Origin of the sequence: Pseudonocardia sediminis (assembly GCF_004217185.1) — a bacterium.
Lineage (GTDB): Bacteria > Actinomycetota > Actinomycetes > Mycobacteriales > Pseudonocardiaceae > Pseudonocardia > Pseudonocardia sediminis.
Genome location: NZ_SHKL01000001.1, coordinates 2,376,933 through 2,400,599, shown reverse-complemented (window position 1 = coordinate 2,400,599; position 23,667 = coordinate 2,376,933). Strand labels below are relative to the sequence as shown.

The following is a 23,667-nucleotide window of genomic DNA, read 5'->3' as shown; positions in this document are numbered from 1 at the left end:
ACGAGACTGTGTGGACCTCGATCTTCGCTCACCGGCAGCGGAACACATGGACTCGATGAGCTCTCGTCGTCGCATACGAGGTATCCCGCCCCACCCTGCGGAGCGCATCGTTCCGACTGGCTATGGTCGTCGGGACGTTCCGGGGCCGCGGAGTGAGCACTCGGGTTCCTGGTTGCTCGGCGTGGTCTCGGGCCAGGACCGGCCGACGGGGAACGAGGCGAATGTTCGCCCGGACGTCATCGGTACGGACGACGGACCGTCCTACGCTCGACGGGTGAGATCCCGGATCGTCGCGGCCGCGCTGGTCGTCACCGTCGCAGCCGTGACCGCCGCGGCGGCACCGGCCACCGCCACGCCGACGTCCGCGGCCGCCGCCACAGGTCCCGGGCCGACGACCGCTGGCGGCGCATGTTCACCAGCGGTCCGGATGCTCGCCTTCTCCGACCGCCTGGACAAGACGACGTTCGACGGACGGGTCGTCGGCAACTTCTCCGCGCTCGCCACGCAGCGCGACGGCTCGGTCCTGGCGTTGTCCGACCGCTCGGTCCTGTTCACGCTCGACCGCTCCGCGGACCGTCCGCTCGCCGCGCAGCCCCTCGCCGACGGGGCCGGGGCGCCGCTGGACTCCGAGGCCCTGGTCGTCGACCGGGACCGGACGCGGTTCGTCACCTCGGAGACCGAGCCCTCGATCCGCCGCTTCGCCCCCGACGGCCGCGTGCTCGGTGAGCTCCCGGTACCGACCGAGCTGCGGGTCGCGCCCGCCGGCCGCGCGACGACCAACGCCACGTTCGAGGGCCTGGCCCTTCAGCCCGGCGGCCGCACGCTCGTCGCGTCGATGGAGGGACCGTTGACCGGCGACGATCCCGGCCTCGTGCGGTTCCCGACCTGGACCCGTCCGCGCCCGGGAGCCCCGTTCGTCCCGTCCGCCCAGTACGCGTTCCGCCCCGCGCCGGGACTGGGCGTGTCCGACATCGCCCCCACCGGCGACGGGCGGCTGCTCGTCCTCGAACGCAGCTTCACCGCCGGCGTCGGCAACACGGTGCGACTGGTCCTGACCGACCCGCGTGGCACGGCCGACGTCCGTGGCGTCGCCCGCCTCCCCGCCGATACCTCGACCATGACGACGGTCCCCCTCGCCGATCTCGGTGACTGCCCGACCCTGGGCGCCACCGCACGGCAGCCGCAGCGCAACCCGCTGCTCGACAACATCGAGGGGATGACGGTCACCGGCCGCGGCCCGCACGGGACCCTGCAGGTGCTGCTGATCAGCGACGACAACGAGAACGCGTCGCAGATCACCCGCACCTACCGCGCCGAGGTCACGCTCCCCCGCCGGTAGTCTCGCGGCCGGCCTCGTAGGCCAGGATCGCGAGCTGCACCCGGTTGGTCAGGTCCAGACGCGTCGTCGCCGAGGACAGCACGGCCTTCACGCTGGAGACCGACAGGTGCAGGCGGTCCGCGATCTCGGCGTTGGTCAGCCCGTCGGCCACCGCGGCGGCGACGTCGCGTTCACGGTCGCTGAGCTGCTCGAACCGCCGTACCGCCGCCGCCGTGCGCGAGGAGGTGCCGGGCTCGCGGGCGACCATGGTCATCAACCGGCGCGTGACGACGGGCGAGAGCACCGGGTCCCCGGCCGCCGCGCGACGCACCGCGTCGACGATCTCGGCCGGTGGGGTGTGCTTGACGAGGAACCCGGCCGCACCGGCGCGGAGCGCCGCGAGCACCGTCTCCCCCGCGTCGAACGTGGTCAGCACGACGACGGCGGGCACAGGCGCGTCGCCCGAGGTCCCCGCACCCGAGGTCAGGGCCCGTGTGGCGGCGATCCCGTCGAGCACCGGCATGCGGACGTCCATCAGCACGACGTGCGGCGCGGTCCGGGCGACCGCGTCGGCCACCTCGCCACCGTCGGAGACCTCGGCGACCACCTCGATGTCCCCGGCGCCCCCGAGCATCATCCGCAGACCCGTCCGGACCAGCGGGTCGTCGTCGGCGAGCAGGACCCGCACGGGCGGCGCGCTCACGCCGGCCACGGGATCCGGGCGACGAGCCGGAAGCGGCCCGCGTCGACGCCGTGGGTCAACGTCCCTCCGTGCAGGGTGACCCGCTCGGCGACGCCGGTCAGACCGGTCCCCGCGCCCGGGATCTCGCGCCCGGTCACCCCGACCGGCACCGCGTTGACGATCTCGACGACCAGCTCGTCGCCGTGCCCGCCGCCGACCCGGACCCGGACCTCCGCGCCCGGCGCGTGCTTGCGGGCGTTGGTCAGACCCTCCTGCACGATCCGGTACACCGAGCGCTGCAGCACCTCCGGCAGTTCGTGGACGGCGTCGGCGAGATCGTCGCGGACCGGCTGCCCGCCGGACCGGGCCTCCGCCAGCAGCGCCGGGAGACGGTCGGCCGACGGCGGCGGTGACCACGACTCGTCCCCCGACGCCGGGTCGCGCAGGACGTGCAGCACCTCCTGCAGGTCCTCCAGCGCCCGGTGTGCGTTGTCGCGGACGACGGCGGCGGCGTCGCGGAGCTCGCCGGGTGGCAGCGCCGCGGCGGTCCCGTCCGCGGCCGCGGCACTGCGGTACTCCAGCGCGCCGGCGTGCACCGACAGCAGCGAGATCCGGTGCGCGAGCACGTCGTGCATCTCGCGGGCGATCCGGGCCCGCTCGTCGCGGCGGGCGTCGGCGAGGTCGCGGACGTGGGTGCGGGCCAGGTTCTCGGCGTGCCGGCGCAGGCTCAGCACCAGCTCGCGGCGGGCCCGGACGGCCAGCCCGGCCGTCGCGACCAGCGCCAGCATCAGCCCGAGCAGCACCGTCCACAGCAGCGGGTCGCCGATCGTGCCCGGGAAGTAGAGCACCACGTACGGCACCGACAGCAGCCACGCCAGCGCGGTGACCGGCACCGCGTGCCTCCACCCCCGGTGCAGGGCCAGCGAGAACAGCAGCACCAGCGCCGCACCGAGAGCCAGGTTGGACACCGCCAGGAGACCGGCCGCGAGCAGGCCGAGCGCGGTCGGGAACCGGCGCCGCCACCACAGCGACAGGCAGGCCACGGCCGCGAGGAACGGCTCGGCCGTCCGGATCCACTCCGGCAGGCCGTAGTGGTCGGCGGCCACGGTGAGCGGGTACTCCGCGACCGCCACCGCGCAGGCGACGACGAACACGGCGACGTCCACACCCAGGTCCCGCGCGGTACGACGGCCGGGCGGGAGGAGCCCGGGCCCGCGCGTCGACGGCAGGGACCGCGCCGCCGGCACCACCCCCGGAGCGCTCGACATGGACGCCAGACTACGGAGGATCGTCCGTTTCGTCCCCGTCCGGACGGCCACGCACCGATGGCCGATCGGTCATCGGTCCCGGCCCGGAGTCGGCAGCGGTCCGGCCCCCGGACCAGCGAACCTCGCGGTCATGACCATCGATCGAACCCTCGCGCCACCGCGCACGGCCCTCCGGCTGGACGGCCTGACCAAGTCCTTCTCCGGCACCGTCGCCGCCGACCGGGTCACCCTGGACGTCCCGGCGGCGTCGGTCACCGGGCTCGTGGGGCCCAACGGTGCCGGCAAGACCACCTCGCTGGCCATGACCGTCGGGCTGCTGCGCCCGGACTCGGGCACCGCGTCCGTGCACGGCGTCGACGTGTGGGCCGACCCGGTGCGGGCGAAGACCCTTCTCGGTGTCCTGCCCGACGGGCTGGCCCTGCCGGAGCGGCTCACCGGCGGCGAGCTGCTGACTTACTGGGGCCTGCTGCGCGGGATGGACGCCCGCGTCGTCGCCGCCCGGGCCACCGAACTGCTGCGGATCCTGGAGCTCGACGACGCCGACGCCGACGGCCGCCTGGTCCTGGAGTACTCGACCGGCATGCGGAAGAAGATCGGTCTGGCCACGGCGCTGCTGCACGCCCCGCGGGTGCTGGTGCTCGACGAGCCCTTCGAGGCCGTCGACCCGGTGTCGGCGCGGGTGCTGCGCGCGATCCTGCGCCGGTTCGTCGCCGCCGGCGGGTCCGTGGTGATCTCCTCGCACGTGATGTCGCTGGTCGAGGACCTGTGCGACCGGGTCGCGGTGATCGCCGGGGGCACCGTGCTGACCGCCGGGACGCTGGCCGAGGTGCGCGGCGACACGACGCTCGAGGACACGTTCGTCCGGCTCGTCGGCGAGCGCCGGATCTCCGAGGAGGAGCTGTCGTGGTTGGCGACCTGATCCGTCTGACGTTCGCGGTCCGGCGGCACACGCCGAGCTGGAAGCGCTGGGCCGGGTTCGGCTTGGGTGTGGCGGCGGCGGCCGCCACCTGGGCCGCGACGCTGCTCGCCGACGCGCCCGTGCGGGCCGACGTCCTCGGGCTGCTGCTGGCCGTCTGGCTCGCCGGGTGGGTCGTCGGCCCGATCCTGGCCCCGGCCGCGGCGGTGCTGCGCCCGGAGTACTTCACGGTGCTGCCGCTGGGCCGGCGACGCCTCGGCGCCGGGCTGCTCGCGTCGGCGTTCGTCGGGGTCGGTGCGGTGGTGACGGCGGCGGCGCTGCTCGCCCTCGTCGGGTACGCCGCCGTGGGCGAGGGGCCGGTGGCGGCGTCGGTCGCCGTCGCGCTGACGTCCGCGGTGCTGCTGCTCGTGCTGGTGGTCGCCCTGGCCCGGACGGCGTACGCGCTGCTCGGGGCCGCGATGCGGACACGGGTGGGGGTCGAGATCGCGGCGATCCAGTACGGCTTCCTGATCTCGACGATGCTGGCGGGCTGGTTCGTGGTGTACCCCGTCGTCTCGGTCGTCCCGGTCTTCCTGCGCGACGGGCTGCCCGGCGCGGCGTCGTCGGTGGTGTCGTGGCTGCCCACGGCGTGGCCGATCCGGGCGGTGGACGCGGTCGCCGCCGGGGACCTGACGACGGCGCTGGCCTGGCTCGCCGTCGCCGCCGGCGTCGCCACGGCCGCCGCGACGGCACTGCTCACCCCGCACGTCGGCTCCCGCACGGCGCGGCGGAGGTCGCGCCCGATCGGGAGCCGCGCCCTGACCGGGACGCGGATCCTGCCGGCGACGCCGACCGGCGCCGTCCTCGGCAAGGAGCTGCGCGCCTGGTGGCGCGACCCGTGGCGGAGCCTGGAGGTGCGGACCGCCGTCTGGTTCGGGATCTTCGTCGCCGTCTGGGGAGCCGTCCTCGGCGTGCCGGAGGTGGGCGCCGCGGCGGGCATCGCGGTCGCGCTGATGGCCGCGTTGAGCGGGTCGAACCTCTACGGCCAGGACGGGACCGCGCTGTGGCTGCTCGTCGCGGGCCAGAGCCCGGAGGCGGTGCGGGCGGACGTCCGCGGGCGCCGGCTCGGTCTGGTGCTCGCGATGGGGCCGGCCGCGTTCGCGCTGTCCGCGGTGCTCGTGGCGCTGACCGGCGCGTGGGACCTCGCGGCCGGAGTCGCCGCGGTGATCGCCGCGACGCTCGGGGCGGGCAGCGGGGTCGCCGTCCTGATGTCGGTGCTCGGCGCGACGCCCGGCGTCGACCCGCACCGCCGGGTGAACGCCACCGACGCCGGGGAGAACCCCTTCGCGCTGCAGGTCTCCTTCTGGGCGACGCTGCTGCTCGTCGCCCCGACGGCTGCGTTCGCGGTGCCGGCCGTCCTCGGTGCGCCGTGGCCGCCGGGGTGGTTCGTGCTCGCGGTCGGGGTCGTCAACGGCGTGGTCGCCGGACACGTCCTGGGCCGTATCGCGCAGGACCGCCTCGCCGCGCGACTGCCCGAGACGTTCGCCCGCATCCGGTACCCCGGGTCGACCGGGGTCCGCACGGGCGACGGCCTGCTCGACCGGCTGACCGAGAAGGCCGACGAGGCGGCGGCCGCACGCACCCCGGCCTGATGAGCCGTGCGGCTACTCGTCGTCCTCCAGATCGCCCTCGGACTCCAGGTAGGCCTGGCGCAGGGCGGCCAGCGTCTCCGGCTCCGGGGCCTCCCAGAGTCCGCGGTCGACAGCCTCGAGGAGACGCTCGGCCATCCCGTGCAGGGCCCACGGGTTGGACTCGGTCAGGAACTTGCGGTTGTCCGGGTCGAGGACGTACTCGTCGGTCAGCTTCTCGTACTGCCAGTCCGCGACGACGCCGGTGGTGGCGTCCCAGCCGAAGAGGTAGTCGACCGTCGCGGCCATCTCGAAGGCGCCCTTGTAGCCGTGACGGCGCATCGCGGCGATCCAGCGCGGGTTGATCACCCGGGCGCGGAACACCCGGGCGGTCTCCTCGTGCAGGGTCCGGGTCCGGACGGCCTCGGGCATCGTCGAGTCGCCGACGTAGGCCTCCGGCGCGGTGCCCGTCAGCGCGCGGACCGTGGCGACCATGCCACCGTGGTACTGGTAGTAGTCGTCGGAGTCGGCGATGTCGTGCTCGCGGGTGTCGATGTTCTTCGCCGCGACCGTGATCCGCCGGTAGGCCTGCTCCATGTCGTCGCGGGCCGGGACGCCGTCGAGGCCGCGGCCGTAGGCGTAGCCGCCCCACGTCGTGTAGACCTCGGCGAGGTCGGCGTCGTCGCGCCAGTTGCGCGAGTCGACCAGCTGCAGCAGCCCGGCGCCGTAGGTGCCCGGTGCGGAGCCGAAGATCCGGGTACGGGCGCGGCGCTCGTCGCCGGTGCGCTCCCGGTCCGCCGCGACGTGGGTGCGCACGTAGTTCTGCTCGGGGGTCTCGTCGAGCTCGGAGACCATCTTGACAGCGTCGTCCAGCAGCCCGAGGACGTGCGGGAACGCGTCGCGGAAGAACCCGGAGATGCGGACGGTGACGTCGATCCGCGGGCGGCCCAGCTCGTCGAGGTCGATCACCTCGAGGTCGCGGACGCGACGGCTCGCCTCGTCCCACACCGGGCGGACGCCGAGCAGCGCGAACACCTCGGCGATGTCGTCACCGGAGTTGCGCATCGCCGACGTGCCCCACACCGACAACCCCACCGATCGCGGGTACTCGCCGTCGTGGTCGGCCCGGTAGCGGTCGACGAGCGACTCGGCCATCGACTGCCCGGTCTCCCAGGACAGCTTCGACGGCACGGCCTTCGGGTCGACGGAGTAGAAGTTCCGCCCGGTCGGCAGCACGTTGATCAGCCCGCGCAGCGGCGAGCCGGACGGCCCGGACGGGATGAACCCGCCGTCGAGGGCGTGCAGCACCCGGTCCAGCTCGTGGCTGGTCGCGTTCAGCCGGGGCACCACCTCGTCGGCGGCGAAACGCATGATCGTCTCCACCATCGCGGGGTCCACCCCCGGCGCACGAGAGGAGCTCCCGTCCTGCCCGGGCGCACGAACGGCGCTCTCGTCCAACGCCGACAGGCGGGCGGCGACGATGCGGGGGGCTGCTTCGGCGTCCCAGCCGGCGGCCTCCATGTCCTCGACGAGGCTGTGCGCCAGGTGCTCGATCTCGTCGGTGCGGGCCCCGGTCTCGGTGCCGCCCTCGACCAGACCGAGCGCCTCCCGCAGACCGGGGACGGTCTTCTCGCCGCCCCACATCTGACGGGCGCGCAGCATCGCCAGGACCAGCTCGACCCGCGGCCCGCCCTCCGGCGCGGCGGCGAGCACGTGCAGCCCGTCGCGGATCTGGACGTCCTTGATCTCGCAGAGCCAGCCGTCGACGTTGAGGAGGAAGTCGTCGAACTCGGCCTCGTGCGGGCGCTCCTCCAGGCCGAGGTCGTGGTCGAGCTTCGCCGCCTGCATCAGCGTCCAGATCTGCTGGCGGATCGCGGGCAGCTTCACCGGGTCGAGCGCGGAGATGTTCGCGTGCTCGTCGAGGAGCTGCTCGAGCCGGGAGATGTCGCCGTAGGCCTCGGCGCGGGCCATCGGCGGGATCAGGTGGTCGATCAGCGTGGCGTGCGCGCGACGCTTGGCCTGGGTGCCCTCGCCGGGGTCGTTGACCAGGAACGGGTAGATCAGCGGCAGGTCGCCGAGCGCGGCGTCGGTCCCGCAGGATGCGGACATGCCCAGCGTCTTGCCCGGCAGCCACTCCAGGTTGCCGTGCTTGCCGATGTGCACCACGGCGTCGGCGCCGAAGCCGCCGTCGGCGACGGGGGCGGCCAGCCAGCGGTAGGCGCCCAGGTAGTGGTGCGACGGCGCCAGGGCCGGGTCGTGGTAGATCGCGATCGGGTTCTCGCCGAACCCGCGCGGGGGCTGCACGATCAGCGTCACGTTGCCCGAACGCAGGGCCGCGACGACGATCTCGCCCTCGGGGTCGTGGCTGCGGTCGACGTACTGGTCGCCGGGAGCCGGGCCCCACGCCTCCTCGACGCCCGCGCGGAAGTCGTCGGGCAGCGTGTCGAACCAGCGCCGGTAGGACGCCGCGGAGATCCGGACCGGGTTGTGGGCCAGCTTCTGCTCGGTCAGCCAGTCCGGGTCCTGCCCGCCGGCCTCGATCAGCGCGTGCACCAGCGCGTCGCCGTCGCCGTTCTCGACGCCGGGGAAGTCGCCGATGTCGTAGCCGGCGGCGTCCATGGCGCGGAGCAGTGCGACGGTGCTGGCCGGGGTGTCGAGGCCGACCGCGTTGCCGATCCGCGCGTGCTTCGTCGGGTACGCAGAGAGCATCAGCACGATCTTCTTGTCCGCGTTCGGGATCCGCCGCAGGTTCGCGTGCCGCACGGCGATCCCGGCGACGCGGGCGGCGCGCTCGGGGTCGGGCACGTAGGTGGCGAGCCCGTCGGCGTCGATCTCCTTGAACGAGAACGGGACGGTGATCAGCCGGCCGTCGAACTCGGGCACCGCGACCTGGGTGGCGACGTCGAGCGGGGACAGGCCGTCATCGTTCTCCGACCACATCGCCCGCGACGACGTCAGGCACAGCCCCTGCAGGATCGGGACGTCGAGCGCGGCGAGCTCGGCGACGTCCCACTCCTCGTCGTCGCCTCCGGCCTGTGCGGCGGCGGGTCGGGTGCCGCCGGCCGCGAGCACGGTGACGACCATGGCGTCGGCCTCGCGCAGCCGCTCCAGCAGCGCGCCGGGGGCCTGGCGCAGCGACGCGCAGAAGATCGGCAGCGGGTTCGCGCCGGCGTTCTCGATCGCGTCGCACAGCGCGGCGACGTAGTGGGTGTTCCCGGCCAGCTGCTGGGCGCGGTAGTAGAGGACGGCGACGGTCGGCCCGTCCTGCCGGGTCGCCTCCCGCTCGAGGAGCCCCCACTGCGGCAGCTCCTCCGGCGGGGCGAAGCCCTCACCGGTGAGCAGCACGGTGTCGGAGAGGAACGCGTGCAGCTGGGCGAGGTTCGCCGGCCCGCCCTGCGCGAGGTAGGTGTGCGACTCCGCCGCGACGCCGGCCGGGACGCTGGAGAGCTCCATCATCTCCGCGTCCGGGGCCATCTCCCCGCCGAGCGCGACCAGCGGGGTGTCGAGCCCGCGGAGCATGTCCAGGCCCTGCTCGAAGTACCGGTAGCCGCCGAGCACCCGGATCACGACGACGTCGGCGTCGGTCGCCATCGTCCGCAGGTCGTCGAGCGGCACGAAGTTCGGGTTCTTGGGCAGGTAGTCCGCGCCGGAGGCCCGCGCCGAGAGGAGGTCGGTGTCCGAGGTCGAGAGCAGCAGGATCATGCGGCTGCTCCCCCGGTGACGGCAGGGCAGGACAGGGCGAGGCGCACGGCGGTGAGCCTTCCTCGGGATCCGCGTCCCGGGTCGGTCGGCCCGAGCGCAGGTGAGCGCACGGGCGGCGGGCAGGGCAGTGTCCTGGCTCCCGGATCGGCGCTCGCCCCGGCCTTCCGGACCCGTGGGTCCGTGGCCGTGAGGTGGGGTCCGCTCCCCGGTGACAGTGGCGGGACCGCGCCGGATTCGCACCGGCTTCCTGTTCCCGCCCGCCGTATGAAGGTGTGGCAACACTGTCCGCAACGCGGGCGCACCGCGTCAAGCGAGGGTGGGAGAGGTCGCCGTCGTCACGCGTTCGGTCGGGTGGTCCGTCTTGTCCGGATCGCTCGTGATCGCCGACGATCGGGGTCTCCCCCGCGAAGGACGTTCCGTGCTCCGATCTCTGCGTTCCGTGGCGTCCGTGCTGGCGCCGGCCCTGGCCCTGGCCCTGATCCCGGTGACGACCGCCGAGGCGTCCGTCCCGACGTCACCGCCGTCGTCCTCCACCGTCGTCGACGTCGCGGTGGCCACCGTCTGGACCTCGCCGGACTCCCCGCGCCCGGTCGACCGGCCCGCGCTGGCGAACCCGTCCGACGTACCGGGCTGGCTCGCCGCGATGACCACCGCCCAGAAGCTCGACCTGACGTCGTCGAACCGCACCCAGACCCAGGCGCTCTACGGCCGGCACGTCGAGGTGCTCGACCGCCGCGGCGGCTGGACGCAGGTCGCGGTGCCCGGCCAGCCCACCCCGAAGAACGCGGCCGGCTACCCCGGCTGGATCCCCGACGCCCAGCTCACCGACTCCGCCGGGTTCGCCGCGCTGACCGCGGACAGACCGACCGCCGTCGTGTCGGCGCCGCTCACCTGGCTCCACGAGGATCTTGCGCTGACCCGGCGGGCGACCGAGGTCAGCGCGAACACCCGCCTGCCCGTCCTCGACTCCCGGGACGGCGCGGTGCTCGTCGCGACGCCGTCGGACGGGGTGCGCTGGGTCGCCGCGAGCGCGGTGACGGTCGTCGCCGACGGCGAGGCCGCTCCGTCACCGACCGGCGCGGACCTGGTCGCCACCGCGCGCGGTTTCCTCGGACGGCCGTACCTGTGGGGCGGTCGCGCCGGGTACGGCCTGGACTGCTCCGGGCTCGCCGGCACCGTCTACGGCGTGCACGGGATCACCGTCCCGCGCGACGCCTCGGCCCAGGCCACCGGCGGGCGGACGGTGGAGAAGAACCGGCTCCAGCCCGGCGACCTGCTGTTCTACGGCCGCCAGGGTGGGAAGGGCGCGATCCACCACGTCGCGATGTACACCGGTGACGGAAAGATGATCGAGGCCTTCGACGCCGCGACGCCGGTCCGGATCACCGCCGCGCGTCTCGACGGCGAGTACGCGGGCGCCCGCCGCTACCTACCGTGAGCCGCGGTCTCGATCGCGCAACGTAGGCGCACGAGCCGTACCTCATGATCACTTCACCCGTTTGCCGCACATGCGCAACGGAGCGAAGACGAAGGCGGCGCTGATCGCGCCGAAGGGCCCGGCCACCTGCGTCGACGTCCGCGGCAACACCGCCGGGTTCCTCTACCCGCTCGAGGAGGGCAGCCGCCCCGCGCCGCTGGTCGGGCAGAACATCCTGATCACGGTCGTCGACGGCGGCCCGGGGGGCCAGGACGCCATCGGGTTCCTGCCGACCGGCATCGACCCGGGCAGCTGCGCCCCGAACGTCGCGACCCTGCCGCTGACCTAGGGCGACATCGTCGTCTCGGACGACTGACGCCGCTCCTGCGGACCGCGGCGGGCTCCCGTGTGACCGAGCCCGCCGCGTCCGGAACGGTCGGGGCGGCGCACCGTGTGCCTACAGTGACCCGGTGCCGACCCCCGTCCGTTCCCGCGCCGACGCCTGCCCGGGCGTGCTGTCGCCGCACGACGCCGCGGACGGTGCGCTGGCCCGGATCCGTCTGCCCGGCGGGGTGGTGACGGCCGCACAGCTGCACGCCGTCGCCGACGTCGCGGACTCTCTCGGCGACGGCGCGGTGCACCTGACCTCGCGCGGCAACCTGCAGCTCAGAGGTCTGGACCGGGACGACCCGGCGCTCGTCCGCGCGCTGGCCGGGGCCGGGCTGCTGCCCTCGTTCGCGCACGAGAAGGTACGCAACGTCCTGGCCTCCCCGGCGAGCGGGATCACCGGCGGGCTCGCCGACGTCCGCGGTCTGGCCGGTGCGCTGGACCGTGCGCTCTGCGCGCGACCCGGGCTCGCGCAGCTGCCCGGTCGGTTCCTCTTCGCGATCGACGACGGTCGCGGCGACGTCGCCGCCGAACGTCCGGACCTGTGCTGGGCCGCCACCGGCGCCGACGCCGGGTCGCTCGTCGTCGCCGGGACGGACACCGGCCTGCGCTGTGCCCCGGCGAACGCCCCCGGCCTGCTGCTCGACGCCGCCGAGGCGTTCCTGGACCTGCGCGCCGAGCACGCCGACGACCCGGGGACCCGCGCCTGGCGGACGGCCGAGCTCCCCGACGCCGCGGCCCGCATCGCCGCGGTGTTGCGGGACCGGTCGACCCACTCCCCGCGCGTGGAGCCGGTCGACCCGTCCACCGCGTCACTCCCGCGAACGTCACGACATGACGGGCCCCCCGACCAGAACGTGACGCCCGACGACGCGCCCGCCGGACTTCCGCGGCGAGCGTCACGAGATGGCGGGGCACACGACCGGAACGTGACGCCCGATGCGGCCCGGACCGGACCACTTCGGCGAGCGTCACGATGTGGCGGGTCACCCGATCCGAACGTGACGCCCGACGGCGACGCGGCGCGATGGGCGCGGGCCGGCGCGGGCCCGGGAGCGGTCGGCGCCCTGGGAGTGGGCGCGGTCGGTGCGGCTCCTGTTCTCGGTGAGCTCTCCGCCGCCGACGCGCGGCTGCTCGCCGACCTCGCACCGGATGCGGTCGTCACGCCGTGGCGCACGATCCTGCTCCCGGACCCCCACGACGCCGCCGACGCGCTCGACCGTCTGCGGACCGCCGGGCTCGTCGTCGACCCCGGCTCCCCCGCGCTGCGGGTCAGCGCCTGCGCCGGACGTCCGGGCTGCGCGAAGTCGCTCTCCGACGTCCGCACCCACGCCCGCGGCCTGGTCGCCGCCGGAGCGGTGGGGCCGGTGCACGTGGTCGGGTGCGACCGCCGCTGCGGCGCCCCGCACACCCCGCACGCCGACGCCGTGGCCGTCGACGACGCGCACTACACCGTCGACGGCGTCACGGTCCCCGTGTCGGCCCTCGCCGCGTCCCTGCACACCGACGATCTCGAGGAGAGCACCCGATGAGCCCCGCCGACGTCCTTCCCACCGCGGAGGCGGCATGACACACGGCCACGAGTACATCCGCGACGGGGCGGAGATCTACCGCCGCTCGTTCGCCACGATCCGGTCCGAGGCGGACCTGTCGCGGTTCGACGCGGACATGGCCGACGTCGCCGTGCGGATGATCCACGCCTGCGGGCAGGTCGACCTCGTCGACGACATCGCGGCCTCCGCCGGTGTCGTCGGCGCGGCCCGGACGGCCCTGCGCGGCGGCGCCCCGATCCTGTGCGACGCGATGATGGTCGCCTCCGGGGTCACCGCGGCCCGGCTACCGGCCGCCAACGACGTCGTCTGCACGCTGCGCGACGCCCAGGTCCCGCGCCTGGCCGACGAGCTCGGCACGACGCGCTCGGCCGCGGCGCTGGAGCTGTGGCGCGCGCGGATGGGCGGGGCCGTCGTCGCGATCGGCAACGCCCCGACCGCGCTGTTCCACCTGCTCGACATGCTCGACGCCGGCGCGCCCCGCCCGGCCGCGGTGATCGGGATCCCGGTCGGTTTCGTCGGGGCGATCGAGTCCAAGGAGGCTCTCGCGCAGCGTCACGACCTGGAGTTCCTCGTCGTGCACGGCCGCCGCGGCGGGTCCGCGATCACCGCCGCCGCCCTGAACGCGCTGGCCCACGAGCAGGAGATCATGGCGTGAGTTCCGGAGACGGCACGGGCACCCTGTACGGCGTCGGTCTCGGCCCCGGCGACCCGGAGCTGACCACGATCAAGGCCGCCCGCCTCGTCCGCGATGCGGACGTGATCGCGTACCACTCCGCCCGCCACGGACGCTCGATCGCGCGGCGGATCGCCGAGCCGCACCTGAGCGGCACCGCGATCGAGGAGGCGCTGGTCTACCCGGTCACCACCGAGACCACCGACCACCCCGGCGGCTACCAGGGAGCGATCGACGAGTTCTACGCCGAGGCCGCCGCCCGCCTGGCCGCACACCTCGACGCCGGGCGCGACGTCGTCCTCCTCGCCGAGGGCGACCCGCTGTTCTACGGCTCCTACATGCACATGCACAAGCGCCTGGCCGACCGCTACCGGACCGAGGTCGTACCGGGTGTGACCTCGATCAGCGCGGCGTCCGCGGCCCTGGGCGCGCCCCTGGTCGAGCGCGACGAGGTGCTCACCGTGCTGCCCGGGACGCTGCCCCGGGAGGAGCTGGCGCGCCGACTGTCCGACACGGACTCCGCGGCGGTGATGAAGCTGGGGCGCACGTTCTCCGCCGTCCGCGGGGCGATGGCCGACGCAGGCCGTCTCGACGACGCGCGCTACGTCGAGCGGGCCACGATGGACGGTCAGCGCGTCGGCGCGCTGTCCGACGTGGACCCGGACTCGGTGCCCTACTTCGCGATCGCGCTGGCCCCCGGAGCCCTCGCCTCCTCGGGCCGCGCCGCACCCACCACGGCGGGCGCACGACCGGAGCTCTCGTCCGGCGAAGCCGCACGGGCGGAGCTCTCGTCCAGCGGGACGGGGACGGGCGGCGAGGTGGTGGTGGTCGGGACCGGGCCGGCCGGGCGGGACTGGCTGACCCCGCAGGTCGCCGCGGCACTGTCCACGTCGGACGATCTCGTCGGCTACGGGCCCTACCTGGACCGGGTGCCGCCGAACCCGCGCCAGACCCGGCACGCCTCGGACAACCGCGTCGAGGCCGAGCGGGCCGCGCACGCGCTGGACCTGGCCGCGTCCGGACGCCGGGTCGCCGTCGTCTCGGCCGGGGACCCGGGCGTGTTCGCGATGGCGGCCGCCGTCCTGGAGGTGGCCTCGGAGCCGAAGTACCGCGACGTCCCGGTGCGGATCCTGCCCGGGCTCTCGGCGGCGCAGGCCGTGTCGGCGTCGGTGGGTGCCCCACTCGGGCACGACCACGCGATGATCTCGCTGTCGGACCGGCTCAAGCCGTGGGACGTCGTCGCCGGGCGCCTCGCCGCCGCGGCCGCGGCCGACCTGGCGATCGCGATCTACAACCCGCGCTCGAAGGCCCGTCCGTGGCAGGTCGGCGCGGCCCGCGACGTACTGCTCGAGCACCGAGCGCCGGAGACGCCGGTCGTCCTCGGGCGCGACGTCGGCGGGTCCGGCGAGCGGGTCACGGTGACGACGCTGGGCGAGCTGGACCCGGAGCAGGTCGACATGCGCACACTGGTGATCGTCGGGTCGTCGACGACGCGGGTCGTCGAGCGCGCGGGCGGCACGACGGTGTTCACCCCGCGGCACTACCGGCGCGAGGACACCTGAGCCTCGCCCGGGCTCACCGGCCCGTTCCGGGCTCACCCGGGACGGTCGAGGAACCGGGCGAGGTCGCCGAGGTCTCCCAGGCGCAGGTCGCCGTCGAGACCGCGCAGGGCGGCGGTGGCCATCCCGGCCGCGCGCCCGGCGTCGAGCCCGGCCGGGGCGTCCTCGACGACCAGGCAGTCCCGCGGGGCGACACCCAGCCGGGACGCGCCCAGCAGGAACGGCTCCGGGTCGGGTTTGCCGTGCGTGACGTCCTCCACCGTGACCAGCTCCGGCGGGTCGATCCCGGCCGCACCGAGCCGTGCCGCCGCGAGCCTCCGGTCGGCGCTGGTCACGACGGCCCACGGGATCTTCCGGCGACCGAGGACGGCGAGGAGCTCGTCCGCGCCGCGGGCCGCGACGACGTCGGACAGGTCGGTGTACTGCAGCTCCAGCTGGCGGTCCGCGGCGACGGCGACCGCGGCCTCGTCGAGGTCGGGGCGCAGGATCCGGACGGTGCCGTCGGCCGGGCGCCCGTGCGCGACGGCGTCCGCGTCGCGCGGGTCGACGCCGTACTCGTGTGACCAGGTCGTCCAGGCCCGGTCGACGGCGGCGTCGGAGTCCACCAGCGTGCCGTCCATGTCCAGCAGTACCGCGGCGACCGCGCGCATCCGTCCACCCCCCGTGTCGTGATCCCCGGGCGAGGATAGGCACGATCGTCGCGTGAGCGCCGCGCCCGACACCCCGTTCCTCGCCGTCGACCCCGACGTCCTGGAACGCAACCTCACCGCGAGCGCGACCCGCGCCGCGGAGCGCGGCCTGGCCTGGCGCCCGCACGCGAAGACCCACAAGTGCGTCGAGATCGCGCGCCGCCAGCTCGCCCACGGCGCCGCCGGACTCACGGTGGCGACGGTCGGCGAGGCGGAGACCTTCGCCGACGCCGGGTGCACGGACCTGTTCGTCGCCTACCCGGTGTGGGCGTCCGGGGCCCGGGCGGCGCGGATCCGGGCGCTGGCGCAGCGGACCGCGCTGCGGATCGGGGTCACCTCGGTCGAGGGCGTCCGTGCCCTGGCCACGGCCCTGGACGGGGTCCCGGCGCAGGTGCTCGTCGAGGTCGACAGCGGGCACCACCGCACCGGGGTCGCCCCGGCGGACGCGGGTGCGCTCGCCCGCGGCGCCGCCGACGCGGGGCTCGACGTGATCGGGATCTTCACGTTCCCCGGCCACTCCTACGGGCCCGGCAGACGGGAGGCGGTCACGGCCGAGGAGTCGGCGGCGCTCGCCGAGGCGGCGGAGTCGCTGCGGGCGGCGGGCCTGGACCCGGTGGTGCGGAGCGGAGGTTCGACGCCGACCGAGGCGCTGTCGGACGGGCCGGGGAAGGCGACCGGGTCCACGGCCACCGGGCCGGGTGTCACCGCACCGGGCGACATCGCACCGGGCGACACTGCACCGGGCGGCGCCGGGCCGGCGACCCCCGCCACACCTGCGCTCACCGAGATCCGGCCCGGAGTGTCGGTGTTCCACGACGCGCAGCAGGTCGAGCTCGGCGTGGCCGGGTTCGGCGACGTCGCGCTCACCGCCGTCGCCACCGTCGTGCACCGCGACGGCGACCGCATCGTGCTCGACGCCGGCAGCAAGACCCTCGGCGCCGACCAGCCGGGGTGGATCAGCGGCGGCGGGCGCCTGCCCGGGCACCCCGACGCCCGGATCGTCGCGCTGTCCGAGCACCACGCGACGGCGGTGCTCCCCGCGGGCTCCGCGGTCCCGGCTCCCGGCGAGCGGGTCGGGGTGGTGCCCAACCACGTCTGCGCCGCCGTCAACCTCGCCGACGAGCTGATCGTCGTCTCCGGCGGTGAGGTCGTCGACCTCTGGCCGGTCGCCGCCCGCGGCGCCAACACCTGACCCCGGAGGAACCATGCGTGCGGTCCTGATCGAGTCCTTCGGCGTGACGCCGGTCGTCACCGACGTCCCGGAGCCGACGCCGACCCGGGACGGCGTCGTCGTGCGGGTGCAGGCGACCGGCCTGTGCCGCAGCGACTTCCACGCCTTCTCCGGGCACGACGACGGCGTCACGCTGCCGCACGTCCCCGGGCACGAGCTGGTCGGCGTCGTCACCGAGGTCGGCCCCGACGTCCGGCGGGTCCGCGTCGGGGACCGGATCACGACACCGTTCGTCTGCGGCTGCGGCGCCTGCGACGAGTGCCGCGCCGGCAACGCGCAGGTCTGCCCGAACCAGGAACAGCCCGGGTTCACCCACGCCGGGTCGTTCGCCGAGCTGGTCGAGGTGCGCCACGCCGACGTCAACGCCGTGACGGTGCCGGGCTCCGCCGACGCCGCCGGGGCGGCACTGCTCGGGTGCCGGCTGGCCACGTCGTTCCGCGCGCTCGCCCAGGCCGGGACCGGCCCGGGCGACACGGTGCTGGTGATCGGCTGCGGCGGGGTGGGCCTCTCCGCCGTGATGATCGCCCGCGCGCTCGGTGCCGAGGTGGTCGCCGTCGACCTCGACGCCGCGGCCCTGCGCCGGGCCACCGAGCTGGGCGCCGGTCACGCGGTCGGCATCGCCGGCCTGTCCCCCGACGACGCCCGCGACGCCGTCCGGGCGGCCACCGGCGGCGACGGGGCGTCGGTCGCGGTGGAGGGGATCGGGAACGAGTCCGCGCTCGCGCTGGGCCTCCGGTCGCTGCGACGCCGGGGCACCCTGGTGCAGGTCGGGCTGTTCGCCGCCGAGCCGCGGGTACCGGTCCCGGACATGATCGCCCGCGAGCTGCGCCTGATCGGCAGCCACGGGATGGCCGCCGCGGACTACCCCGCGATGATGGCGATGGTCGCCGACGGGCGCCTGCACCCCGAGCGCCTGGTGTCCCGGCGGATCACCCTGGACGAGGCCCCGGCCGCGCTCGCCGGTCTCGACGGGCACGCCGCGGACGGCGTCGCCGTCATCACGTTCTGAGGCCCGGGCCCGCCGACCGGCCGAGGCCGTCCAGCCGGTGCACCGCGTCCGCCACCGTCGCGACCGGCGTGACGCCGCCGGGCAGGGGCGGGCGGTCGATCATCACGACCGGCACGCCCAGGGTGCGGGCGGCGGTCAGCTTGGCCGCGGTCGCGTCGCCGCCGCTGTCCTTGGTCACCAGCACCCGGGCGTCGAAGCCGCGCATCACCGCGAGCTCGTCGTCGAGGGTGAACGGGCCGCGGTCGAGCAGGATCTCGCGCTCCCGCGGCAGCGGCGGGTCGGGCGCGTCGACCGAGCGGATCAGGAAAGCGGCGTCGACGTGCGCGAACGCGGCCAGGTCGCCGCGCCCGGTCGTCAGGAACACCCGGTCCCCCAGCATCGGCGCGAGCGCGGCGGCTCCGGCGGCGGAGGCGACGCGGTGCCAGCGGTCACCGGGCCCCGCGGTCCAGCCCGGGCGGCGCAGCACGACCAGCTCCACGCCGGCGTCGGCGCAGGCGGTCGCGGCGTTCGCCGTCATCGCGGAGGCGAACGGATGCGTGGCGTCCACGACGACGTCGACCCGCTCGTCGCGCAGCCACTGCGCCAGGCCCGCCGCTCCGCCGAACCCGCCGATCCGCACCTGCCCCGACGGCAGCGACGGGTTCCCGACCCGTCCGGCCAGCGACGACACGACCCGCAGACCGGTGCGCCCGTCCAGCGCCGCGGCGACGGCACGGCCCTCCGTCGTCCCCCCGAGCACCAGCACCACCGTCACGGGAGACGACCCTAGGCGTCGCGGGAGCAAGCCCCGGGTCAGACCGCCCCCAGCACCGGCTCGAACGCCAGCTCCGCGGCCCCGACGAGCTTGCCGTCGCGGCCCAGCGGGGAGACCTCCATCCGGGTCCCGCCGACCGCGCGGCTGACCAGGCTGCGCCGCTGCACCTCGTCACGGACCCGGGCGACGACCGACGGCGGCAGCGCCGCGAACAGGTCACCGAGCACGACCAGCTCCGGGGCCAGCATGTTCACCACCGTGACCAGGCCGGCCACCATCCACCCGGCGTAGTCGTCGAGCAGCAGGTCGGCCCGCCCCGGCACGGCCGCGAGCGAGCGCAGCTCGGCGACCAGCACCCCGCGCGGGGTGTCCTCGGCCAGCCCGAGCGCCCGGCACAGCGCGGGCTCGCCGACCTCGGTCTCCCAGCAACCCTGCGCGCCGCAGAAGCAGTCCCGCCCGTCCGGGCGCACCAGCAGGTGACCGAGCTCGCCGACGTAGCCGCCGGTCCCCCGCAGCGGACGACCGCCGGCGATCACGCCACCGCCGACGCCGACGTCGGCGGAGAGGTAGACCAGGTCGGAGGCGTCGCGGGCGACCCCGCGCAGGTGCTCGGCCAGCGCGCCCAGCTCGGCGTCGTTGCCGACCTGGGCCTGCTTGCCCAGCACGGCAGTCAGCCGCGAGCCGAGCGCGACCTCGCGCCAGCCGAGGTTCGGCGCCTCGTGCACCAGTCCGTCGCGACGGCGGACCACGCCGGGCACCGACACCCCGACACCCTGCTCGACGACGCCCAGCTCCTCGCGCAGCAGCTGCGCGGACTCCGCGACGTGGGTGATCACCTCGCCGGGCAGGCGCGTCGTGCGGTGCAGGTTCCAGCTGTGGCGGCCCAGGATCTGCCCGCCGATCCCGACCATCGCCATGCCCACCTGGTCCACCCGGATGTCCACGGCGAGCACCACCGCCGATTGCGGCTCCGGCAGCACCAGCAGCGACGGCCGCCCCGCCCCGGAACGCCGGGTCGGGACGGCCTCGGTCACCACACCCGCCTCGGCCAGCCCGTCGACGACCGCCTTGATCGTGGAGCGGTTGAGGCCGAGCTCGGTGGCCAGGGTCGCGCGGGTGCACGGCCCGTCGACGTGCAAGCGGCGCAGCAGGGCCGCGCGGTTGTGCCGCCGGGCGTCGTCCGGGCGGGTGCCCGAGGTGGGTGCGGTCACCGGCCGGTGGCCGCCGAGCGCCGCCGCGACAGCACGTCCACCGCGGCGGCCAGGAGCAGCACCAGCCCGGTCACCACGAACACCACCGCCGCCGGCTGCTTGAGCAGTCCCAGCCCGTTCTGCACGGTGGCCAGCACCGTGCCACCGATCACCGCGTTGCTGATCCGGCCACGCCCGCCGAACAGCGACGTCCCGCCGATCACCGCCGCGCCGACGGCGAACAGCAGCGTGTTGCCGCCACCGGCCGCCGGGTTCACCGACCCGATCTTCGACGAGTAGACGATCGCGCCGACCGCCGCGAACGCCGACGCGATCACGAACACCGACGCCCGGATCCGCACGACGTCGATACCGGCCCGGCGCGCGGCCTCCCGGTTGCCGCCGACGGCGTAGACGTGACGGCCGAACCGGGTCCGGTCCAGCACGTAGGTCCCGAGCACGAGCAGCACCAGCACGACCGGCACCACGTAGGGCACCCCGGAGATCGCGATCACGCCGGGCGAGCGGTCCTGCACCAGCGCGAACGTCGCCAGCGCCCCGAGCACCACCACCGCGCCGATCTTGATCAGGACGAGCCCGGTCGGCTGGGCGACCAGCCCGGTGCTCAGGCGCCGGCGCTGCCGGAGCAGCAGCACCGCCGCGTACCCGCCCGCCGCCAGGACGAACAGGGCCCACGAACCGAGCGTGGACAGGTTGCCGTTGGCCACGGCGTTGATCACCGGGTCGCGCAGGGCGAGCGTGCCGCCGTCGCCGATCAGCTGCAGGATCACGCCCTGCCAGGTGATGAACAGGGCCAGGGTGACGACGAACGAGGGCATCCCGACCCGCGCGACCAGGAACCCGGTCAGGCAGCCGATCACCACGCCGACGCCGACCGCGAGCAGCATCTCCAGCCAGGGGTTCGCCGGGACGCCGACCACCAGCACCACGGCGGTGAGCACGCTGACGACGGCGCCGGCCCACACCCGGACCAGCGCCGCGAGCCCCGCCGCGACGAGCATCACGACGACCAGGATGACGAACACGACCGAGCCGGTCGCACCCAGCATGTTCCCGCCGCTGGTCAGATGCAGCGCCATCAGCGCGGCGGCCAGCCCGGACGCGGTGCCCGCGGCCAGGTCGATCTCGCCGGTGAGCAGGACGAACACCAGGCCCATCGCGATGATGGTCGGGCCGGCACCCTGCTGGAGGAGGTTCGCCAGGTTCAGCAGGCTGGGGAACGTGCCGCCCGAGTCCAGGACCGTGAACAGCACGAACAGCGCCGCCAGGCCGAGCAGCGCGGGCAGCGACCCGAGCTCGCCGGAGCGCAGGCCGCGCAGGTAGCCGCGGACCGCCTCGCCGGTCGTGCGCGCGGTGGTGTCGATGCCGAAGTCGGCGGCGCGGTTGCCGGGGTTCGCCCGTTCCGCCGCGCTGGTGGGGGCACCCCCGGGAGCCGGGGGCTGCGGCTCGTGGTCGGGCCGGGCCGGAGCCGTCCCGGCGGGTCGACGCTCGGTCACGGTCTCTCCTTCGGTGGATGCGGTCGTGGCGTTCCGGTCGGAACCGAGGTGGCGGGCCATCTAGACCCCCGCCGACTCGGGCCGGGCCAGGCCGAGGTCGCCGGAACGCCCCGCGGTGATCAGCTCGACGACCTGGCCGTGGGTGACGTCGCGGGTCGGCACCTCGGCCACCATCCGGCCCAGGTAGAGCGTGGCGATCCGGTCCGACACCTCGAACACGTCGGACATGTTGTGGCTGATCAGCACGACGGCCAGGCCCTGCTCGGCGAGGCGGCGCACCAGGTCGAGCACCTGCCGGGTCTGGGCCACGCCCAGCGCCGCGGTCGGCTCGTCCAGCAGCACGACCCGCGAGTCCCACAGCACCGCCTTCGCGATGGCCACGGTCTGTCGCTGACCTCCCGACAGCGACGCGACCGGGGCCCGCACCGACGTCACGGTGCGTACCGACAGCGACGCGAGGGTGCGCCGCGCGGCCTGCTCCATGTCCGACTCGTCGAGCATCCACGGCCGTCCGCGCTCGCGGCCGAGGAACATGTTCTGCACGATGTCGAGGTTGTCGGCCAGCGCGAGATCCTGGTAGACGACCTCGATGCCCAGCCGCGCGGCGTCGGCCGGGCTGTTCAGCGCGACCGGCTCCCCCTCGAAGGCGATCTCCCCGCCGTCGATGGGGTGGATGCCGGCGACGCACTTGACCAGCGTCGACTTGCCGGCGCCGTTGTCGCCGACGAGCGCGGTGACCTCGCCCGCGCGCACGGTCAGGTCCACGTCGTGCAGGACCTGCACGGCGCCGAAGCTCTTGGTGATCTTGCGCAGGGACAGGATCGGTTCGGACATGGGGCTCCCGCCGGTCACGGTGCGCGGCGGTCGGCCCGATACCGAAGGGACCGGCCGCCGCGCACCGGGGTTCACTTGATGCCGAGCTGACCGCAGGTCGCGGCGTTGGCGCCGGTGCAGATCTCCGAGGCCTTGATGTAGCCGGCGTCGGTCACCGTCTTCACGTTGTCCTTGGTGATCAGCTGCGGCTGCAGCAGGACCGACTTGACCTTGCGGTTGCCCTTCGGGTCGTCGACGGTCTGGGTCGCGACCGCATCGGCCCCGGCGGTGTCGCCCTTGGCGAGGGCTCCGGCGAGCTTCGCCGCGGCGTCGGCCTCCTCCTGGATGGGCTTGAACACCGTCATGTACATGTCGCCGCGCAGGATGGCCGCGAGGCCGTCCGCGGTCGCGTCCTGGCCGGTGACCGGCACCTTGCCGTTGAGGCCGTACTTGGTCAGGACGGTGACGACGGAGCCCGCCATCCCGTCGTTGGCGACCGCGACGCCGTCGACCTTGCCGCCGTTGCCGGTGAGGATCTGCTCGAACGTGGTGCCGGCGACCTGGTTGTCCCACTTGTCGATCGCCTGGTTCTGCACCAGCTTGTAGGCGCCCGAGTCGTACTTGGGCTGCAGCACCGAGAGCTGCCCGTTGGTGTAGAGCGTGGCGTTGTTGTCGGTCGGCGCGCCCTCGATCTGGATGATCTGCGCGCCCGGCTTGTTCCCGACGCCCTGCACGAGGCCCTGCCCCTGCAGCGCGCCGACCTTCTCGTTGTCGAACGAGACGTAGTAGTCGCTCGTGCCGCCGAGGTTGAGCCGGTCGTAGTCGATCACCGGGATGCCCTGGGCCTTGGCCTTCGCCGCCACCGAGCTGCCGCCGTCACCGCTGATCGAGGCGATGACCAGCGCCTTGACGCCGCTGGAGATCATGCCGTCGGCCAGGGTGGAGAACTTCTGCTCGTCGCCCTGGGCGTTCTGGATGTCCGGGTCGAGCCCCTGTGCCCGCATCGCCTTGTCCAGCATGGGCTTGTCGAAGCCCTCCCAGCGGGCCGAGGTGTCGGTCTCGGGAAGGATCACGCCGACCTTGATCCCGCCCGCCGCCTGGCCGGACCCGCCGGCCTGCTCCCCGCCGCCGGCACTGTTCTGCCCGCAGGCCGACAGCGCGAGCACCATGCCCAGGCTCGCCGCCATCCCGGCGCGCACTACCGCTCTCCGCGTTCGCATCGGATGTCCCCTCCACGTCACTGTGGATCTGTCGCTGTGGATCGCACCGGCAGACTCACCGGACGCGTGAATGTTGCGAGCGACAACGTATGGCGTGACATACGTCCTTCAGAAGGCTGCTGGATCGATCAACCTCGATGTCGATCATCACAATTCGGTCAC

Annotated in this window: 19 protein-coding genes and 1 riboswitch; of the genes, 10 read left to right on the top strand and 9 right to left on the bottom strand. The window is 74.7% G+C overall.

Translation table 11 applies throughout. The annotated features are described in order from the left end of the window. The first annotated feature begins 274 nt into the window (after window positions 1-274). A complete protein-coding gene (locus EV383_RS11225) occupies window positions 275-1,339 on the top strand; it encodes an esterase-like activity of phytase family protein (protein ID WP_207223489.1) in 1,065 nt (354 codons plus the stop codon). On the opposite strand, the gene EV383_RS11220 is transcribed toward EV383_RS11225, so the two are convergent. Further along, window positions 1,320-2,021 (bottom strand): response regulator, encoded by a 702-nt coding sequence (locus EV383_RS11220; RefSeq protein ID WP_341273718.1) that lies wholly within the window; start codon window positions 2,019-2,021, stop codon window positions 1,320-1,322. The genes EV383_RS11225 and EV383_RS11220 overlap by 20 nt on opposite strands. Next, the gene (locus EV383_RS11215; RefSeq protein WP_130289862.1) at window positions 2,018-3,268 is read right to left on the bottom strand and encodes a sensor histidine kinase; all 1,251 of its coding nucleotides are present in this window, start codon (window positions 3,266-3,268) and stop codon (window positions 2,018-2,020) included. The genes EV383_RS11220 and EV383_RS11215 overlap by 4 nt, the downstream gene beginning before the upstream one ends. Window positions 3,269-3,398: 130 nt before the next feature. Here EV383_RS11215 and EV383_RS11210 point away from each other — a divergent pair, with 130 nt between their 5' ends. Together EV383_RS11210 and EV383_RS11205 are read left to right on the top strand one after the other, a co-directional pair. After that, entirely contained in the window at window positions 3,399-4,187 is a 789-nt protein-coding gene (locus tag EV383_RS11210; RefSeq protein ID WP_130289861.1) for an ABC transporter ATP-binding protein, read from the top strand. Continuing rightward, window positions 4,172-5,815, top strand: a complete 1,644-nt coding sequence (locus EV383_RS11205; protein ID WP_130289860.1) for a hypothetical protein — start codon at window positions 4,172-4,174, stop codon at window positions 5,813-5,815. Before EV383_RS11210 ends, EV383_RS11205 begins: the two co-directional genes overlap by 16 nt. Window positions 5,816-5,827: 12 nt before the next feature. Here the strand turns inward: EV383_RS11205 and cobN are convergent, their stop codons facing one another. Further along, a complete protein-coding gene (gene cobN, locus EV383_RS11200) occupies window positions 5,828-9,493 on the bottom strand; it encodes a cobaltochelatase subunit CobN (protein WP_130289859.1) in 3,666 nt (1,221 codons plus the stop codon). A gap of 123 nt (window positions 9,494-9,616) precedes the next feature. Beyond that, a riboswitch (cobalamin riboswitch) is annotated at window positions 9,617-9,796 on the bottom strand. Window positions 9,797-9,911: 115 nt separating this feature from the next. On the opposite strand from cobN, the gene EV383_RS11195 reads away from it, so the two are divergent. The 5 genes from EV383_RS11195 to EV383_RS11175 all read left to right on the top strand — a co-directional run bounded on the left by EV383_RS11195 (window position 9,912) and on the right by EV383_RS11175 (window position 15,085). Continuing rightward, window positions 9,912-10,931, top strand: coding sequence for a C40 family peptidase (locus EV383_RS11195; RefSeq protein ID WP_130289858.1), 1,020 nt, complete (start codon window positions 9,912-9,914; stop codon window positions 10,929-10,931). 70 nt (window positions 10,932-11,001) lie between these two features. Continuing rightward, window positions 11,002-11,259: a hypothetical protein gene (locus tag EV383_RS11190; protein WP_130289857.1), complete on the top strand. Its 258-nt coding sequence runs from the start codon at window positions 11,002-11,004 to the stop codon at window positions 11,257-11,259. A 121-nt stretch (window positions 11,260-11,380) separates the two neighbouring features. Then, window positions 11,381-12,829, top strand: coding sequence for a precorrin-3B synthase (locus tag EV383_RS32870; RefSeq protein ID WP_341273717.1), 1,449 nt, complete (start codon window positions 11,381-11,383; stop codon window positions 12,827-12,829). A gap of 34 nt (window positions 12,830-12,863) precedes the next feature. Next, complete coding sequence (locus tag EV383_RS11180) at window positions 12,864-13,505, top strand: precorrin-8X methylmutase (protein WP_130289856.1); 642 nt, start codon at window positions 12,864-12,866, stop codon at window positions 13,503-13,505. Further along, a complete protein-coding gene (locus EV383_RS11175) occupies window positions 13,502-15,085 on the top strand; it encodes a precorrin-2 C(20)-methyltransferase (protein ID WP_130289855.1) in 1,584 nt (527 codons plus the stop codon). Before EV383_RS11180 ends, EV383_RS11175 begins: the two co-directional genes overlap by 4 nt. A 32-nt stretch (window positions 15,086-15,117) precedes the next feature. On the opposite strand, the gene EV383_RS11170 is transcribed toward EV383_RS11175, so the two are convergent. Further along, a complete protein-coding gene (locus EV383_RS11170; protein ID WP_130289854.1) occupies window positions 15,118-15,732 on the bottom strand; it encodes an HAD-IA family hydrolase in 615 nt (204 codons plus the stop codon). 52 nt (window positions 15,733-15,784) lie between these two features. Here EV383_RS11170 and EV383_RS11165 point away from each other — a divergent pair, with 52 nt between their 5' ends. Together EV383_RS11165 and EV383_RS11160 are read left to right on the top strand one after the other, a co-directional pair. Further along, the gene (locus EV383_RS11165; RefSeq protein WP_130289853.1) at window positions 15,785-16,963 is read left to right on the top strand and encodes an alanine racemase; all 1,179 of its coding nucleotides are present in this window, start codon (window positions 15,785-15,787) and stop codon (window positions 16,961-16,963) included. 13 nt (window positions 16,964-16,976) lie between these two features. Beyond that, window positions 16,977-18,011 (top strand): zinc-binding dehydrogenase, encoded by a 1,035-nt coding sequence (locus tag EV383_RS11160; RefSeq protein WP_130289852.1) that lies wholly within the window; start codon window positions 16,977-16,979, stop codon window positions 18,009-18,011. Here the strand turns inward: EV383_RS11160 and EV383_RS11155 are convergent. The 5 genes from EV383_RS11155 to EV383_RS11135 form a co-directional block, all read right to left on the bottom strand. Beyond that, the gene (locus EV383_RS11155) at window positions 18,001-18,765 is read right to left on the bottom strand and encodes a cobalt-precorrin-6A reductase (RefSeq protein ID WP_130289851.1); all 765 of its coding nucleotides are present in this window, start codon (window positions 18,763-18,765) and stop codon (window positions 18,001-18,003) included. The two genes, EV383_RS11160 and EV383_RS11155, sit on opposite strands and share 11 nt — an antisense overlap. Window positions 18,766-18,803: 38 nt before the next feature. Next, on the bottom strand, window positions 18,804-19,976 hold the full coding sequence (locus tag EV383_RS11150; protein WP_130289850.1) for an ROK family protein: 1,173 nt from the start codon (window positions 19,974-19,976) through the stop codon (window positions 18,804-18,806). Further along, window positions 19,973-21,472 carry a sugar ABC transporter permease gene (locus EV383_RS11145; protein WP_423213641.1) on the bottom strand — a complete coding sequence of 500 codons (1,500 nt, stop codon included), beginning with the start codon at window positions 21,470-21,472 and terminating at the stop codon, window positions 19,973-19,975. The genes EV383_RS11150 and EV383_RS11145 overlap by 4 nt, the downstream gene beginning before the upstream one ends. Window positions 21,473-21,532: 60 nt before the next feature. Next, window positions 21,533-22,306: an ATP-binding cassette domain-containing protein gene (locus EV383_RS11140; protein WP_130289848.1), complete on the bottom strand. Its 774-nt coding sequence runs from the start codon at window positions 22,304-22,306 to the stop codon at window positions 21,533-21,535. Window positions 22,307-22,377: 71 nt separating this feature from the next. After that, window positions 22,378-23,505: a sugar ABC transporter substrate-binding protein gene (locus EV383_RS11135; RefSeq protein ID WP_130289847.1), complete on the bottom strand. Its 1,128-nt coding sequence runs from the start codon at window positions 23,503-23,505 to the stop codon at window positions 22,378-22,380. Window positions 23,506-23,667 lie beyond the last annotated feature (162 nt).

What these genes read in the sequence shown, in the direction of transcription:
- EV383_RS11215 (WP_130289862.1), bottom strand. Translation starts at nt 3,268, where the DNA reads ATGTCGAGCGCTCCGGGGGTGGTGCCGGCGGCGCGGTCCCTGCCGTCG.
- EV383_RS11210 (WP_130289861.1), top strand. Translation starts at nt 3,399, where the DNA reads ATGACCATCGATCGAACCCTCGCGCCACCGCGCACGGCCCTCCGGCTG.
- cobN (WP_130289859.1), bottom strand. Translation starts at nt 9,493, where the DNA reads ATGATCCTGCTGCTCTCGACCTCGGACACCGACCTCCTCTCGGCGCGG.
- EV383_RS11190 (WP_130289857.1), top strand. Translation starts at nt 11,002, where the DNA reads ATGCGCAACGGAGCGAAGACGAAGGCGGCGCTGATCGCGCCGAAGGGC.
- EV383_RS11180 (WP_130289856.1), top strand. Translation starts at nt 12,864, where the DNA reads ATGACACACGGCCACGAGTACATCCGCGACGGGGCGGAGATCTACCGC.
- EV383_RS11170 (WP_130289854.1), bottom strand. Translation starts at nt 15,732, where the DNA reads ATGCGCGCGGTCGCCGCGGTACTGCTGGACATGGACGGCACGCTGGTG.
- EV383_RS11160 (WP_130289852.1), top strand. Translation starts at nt 16,977, where the DNA reads ATGCGTGCGGTCCTGATCGAGTCCTTCGGCGTGACGCCGGTCGTCACC.
- EV383_RS11140 (WP_130289848.1), bottom strand. Translation starts at nt 22,306, where the DNA reads ATGTCCGAACCGATCCTGTCCCTGCGCAAGATCACCAAGAGCTTCGGC.
- EV383_RS11135 (WP_130289847.1), bottom strand. Translation starts at nt 23,505, where the DNA reads ATGCGAACGCGGAGAGCGGTAGTGCGCGCCGGGATGGCGGCGAGCCTG.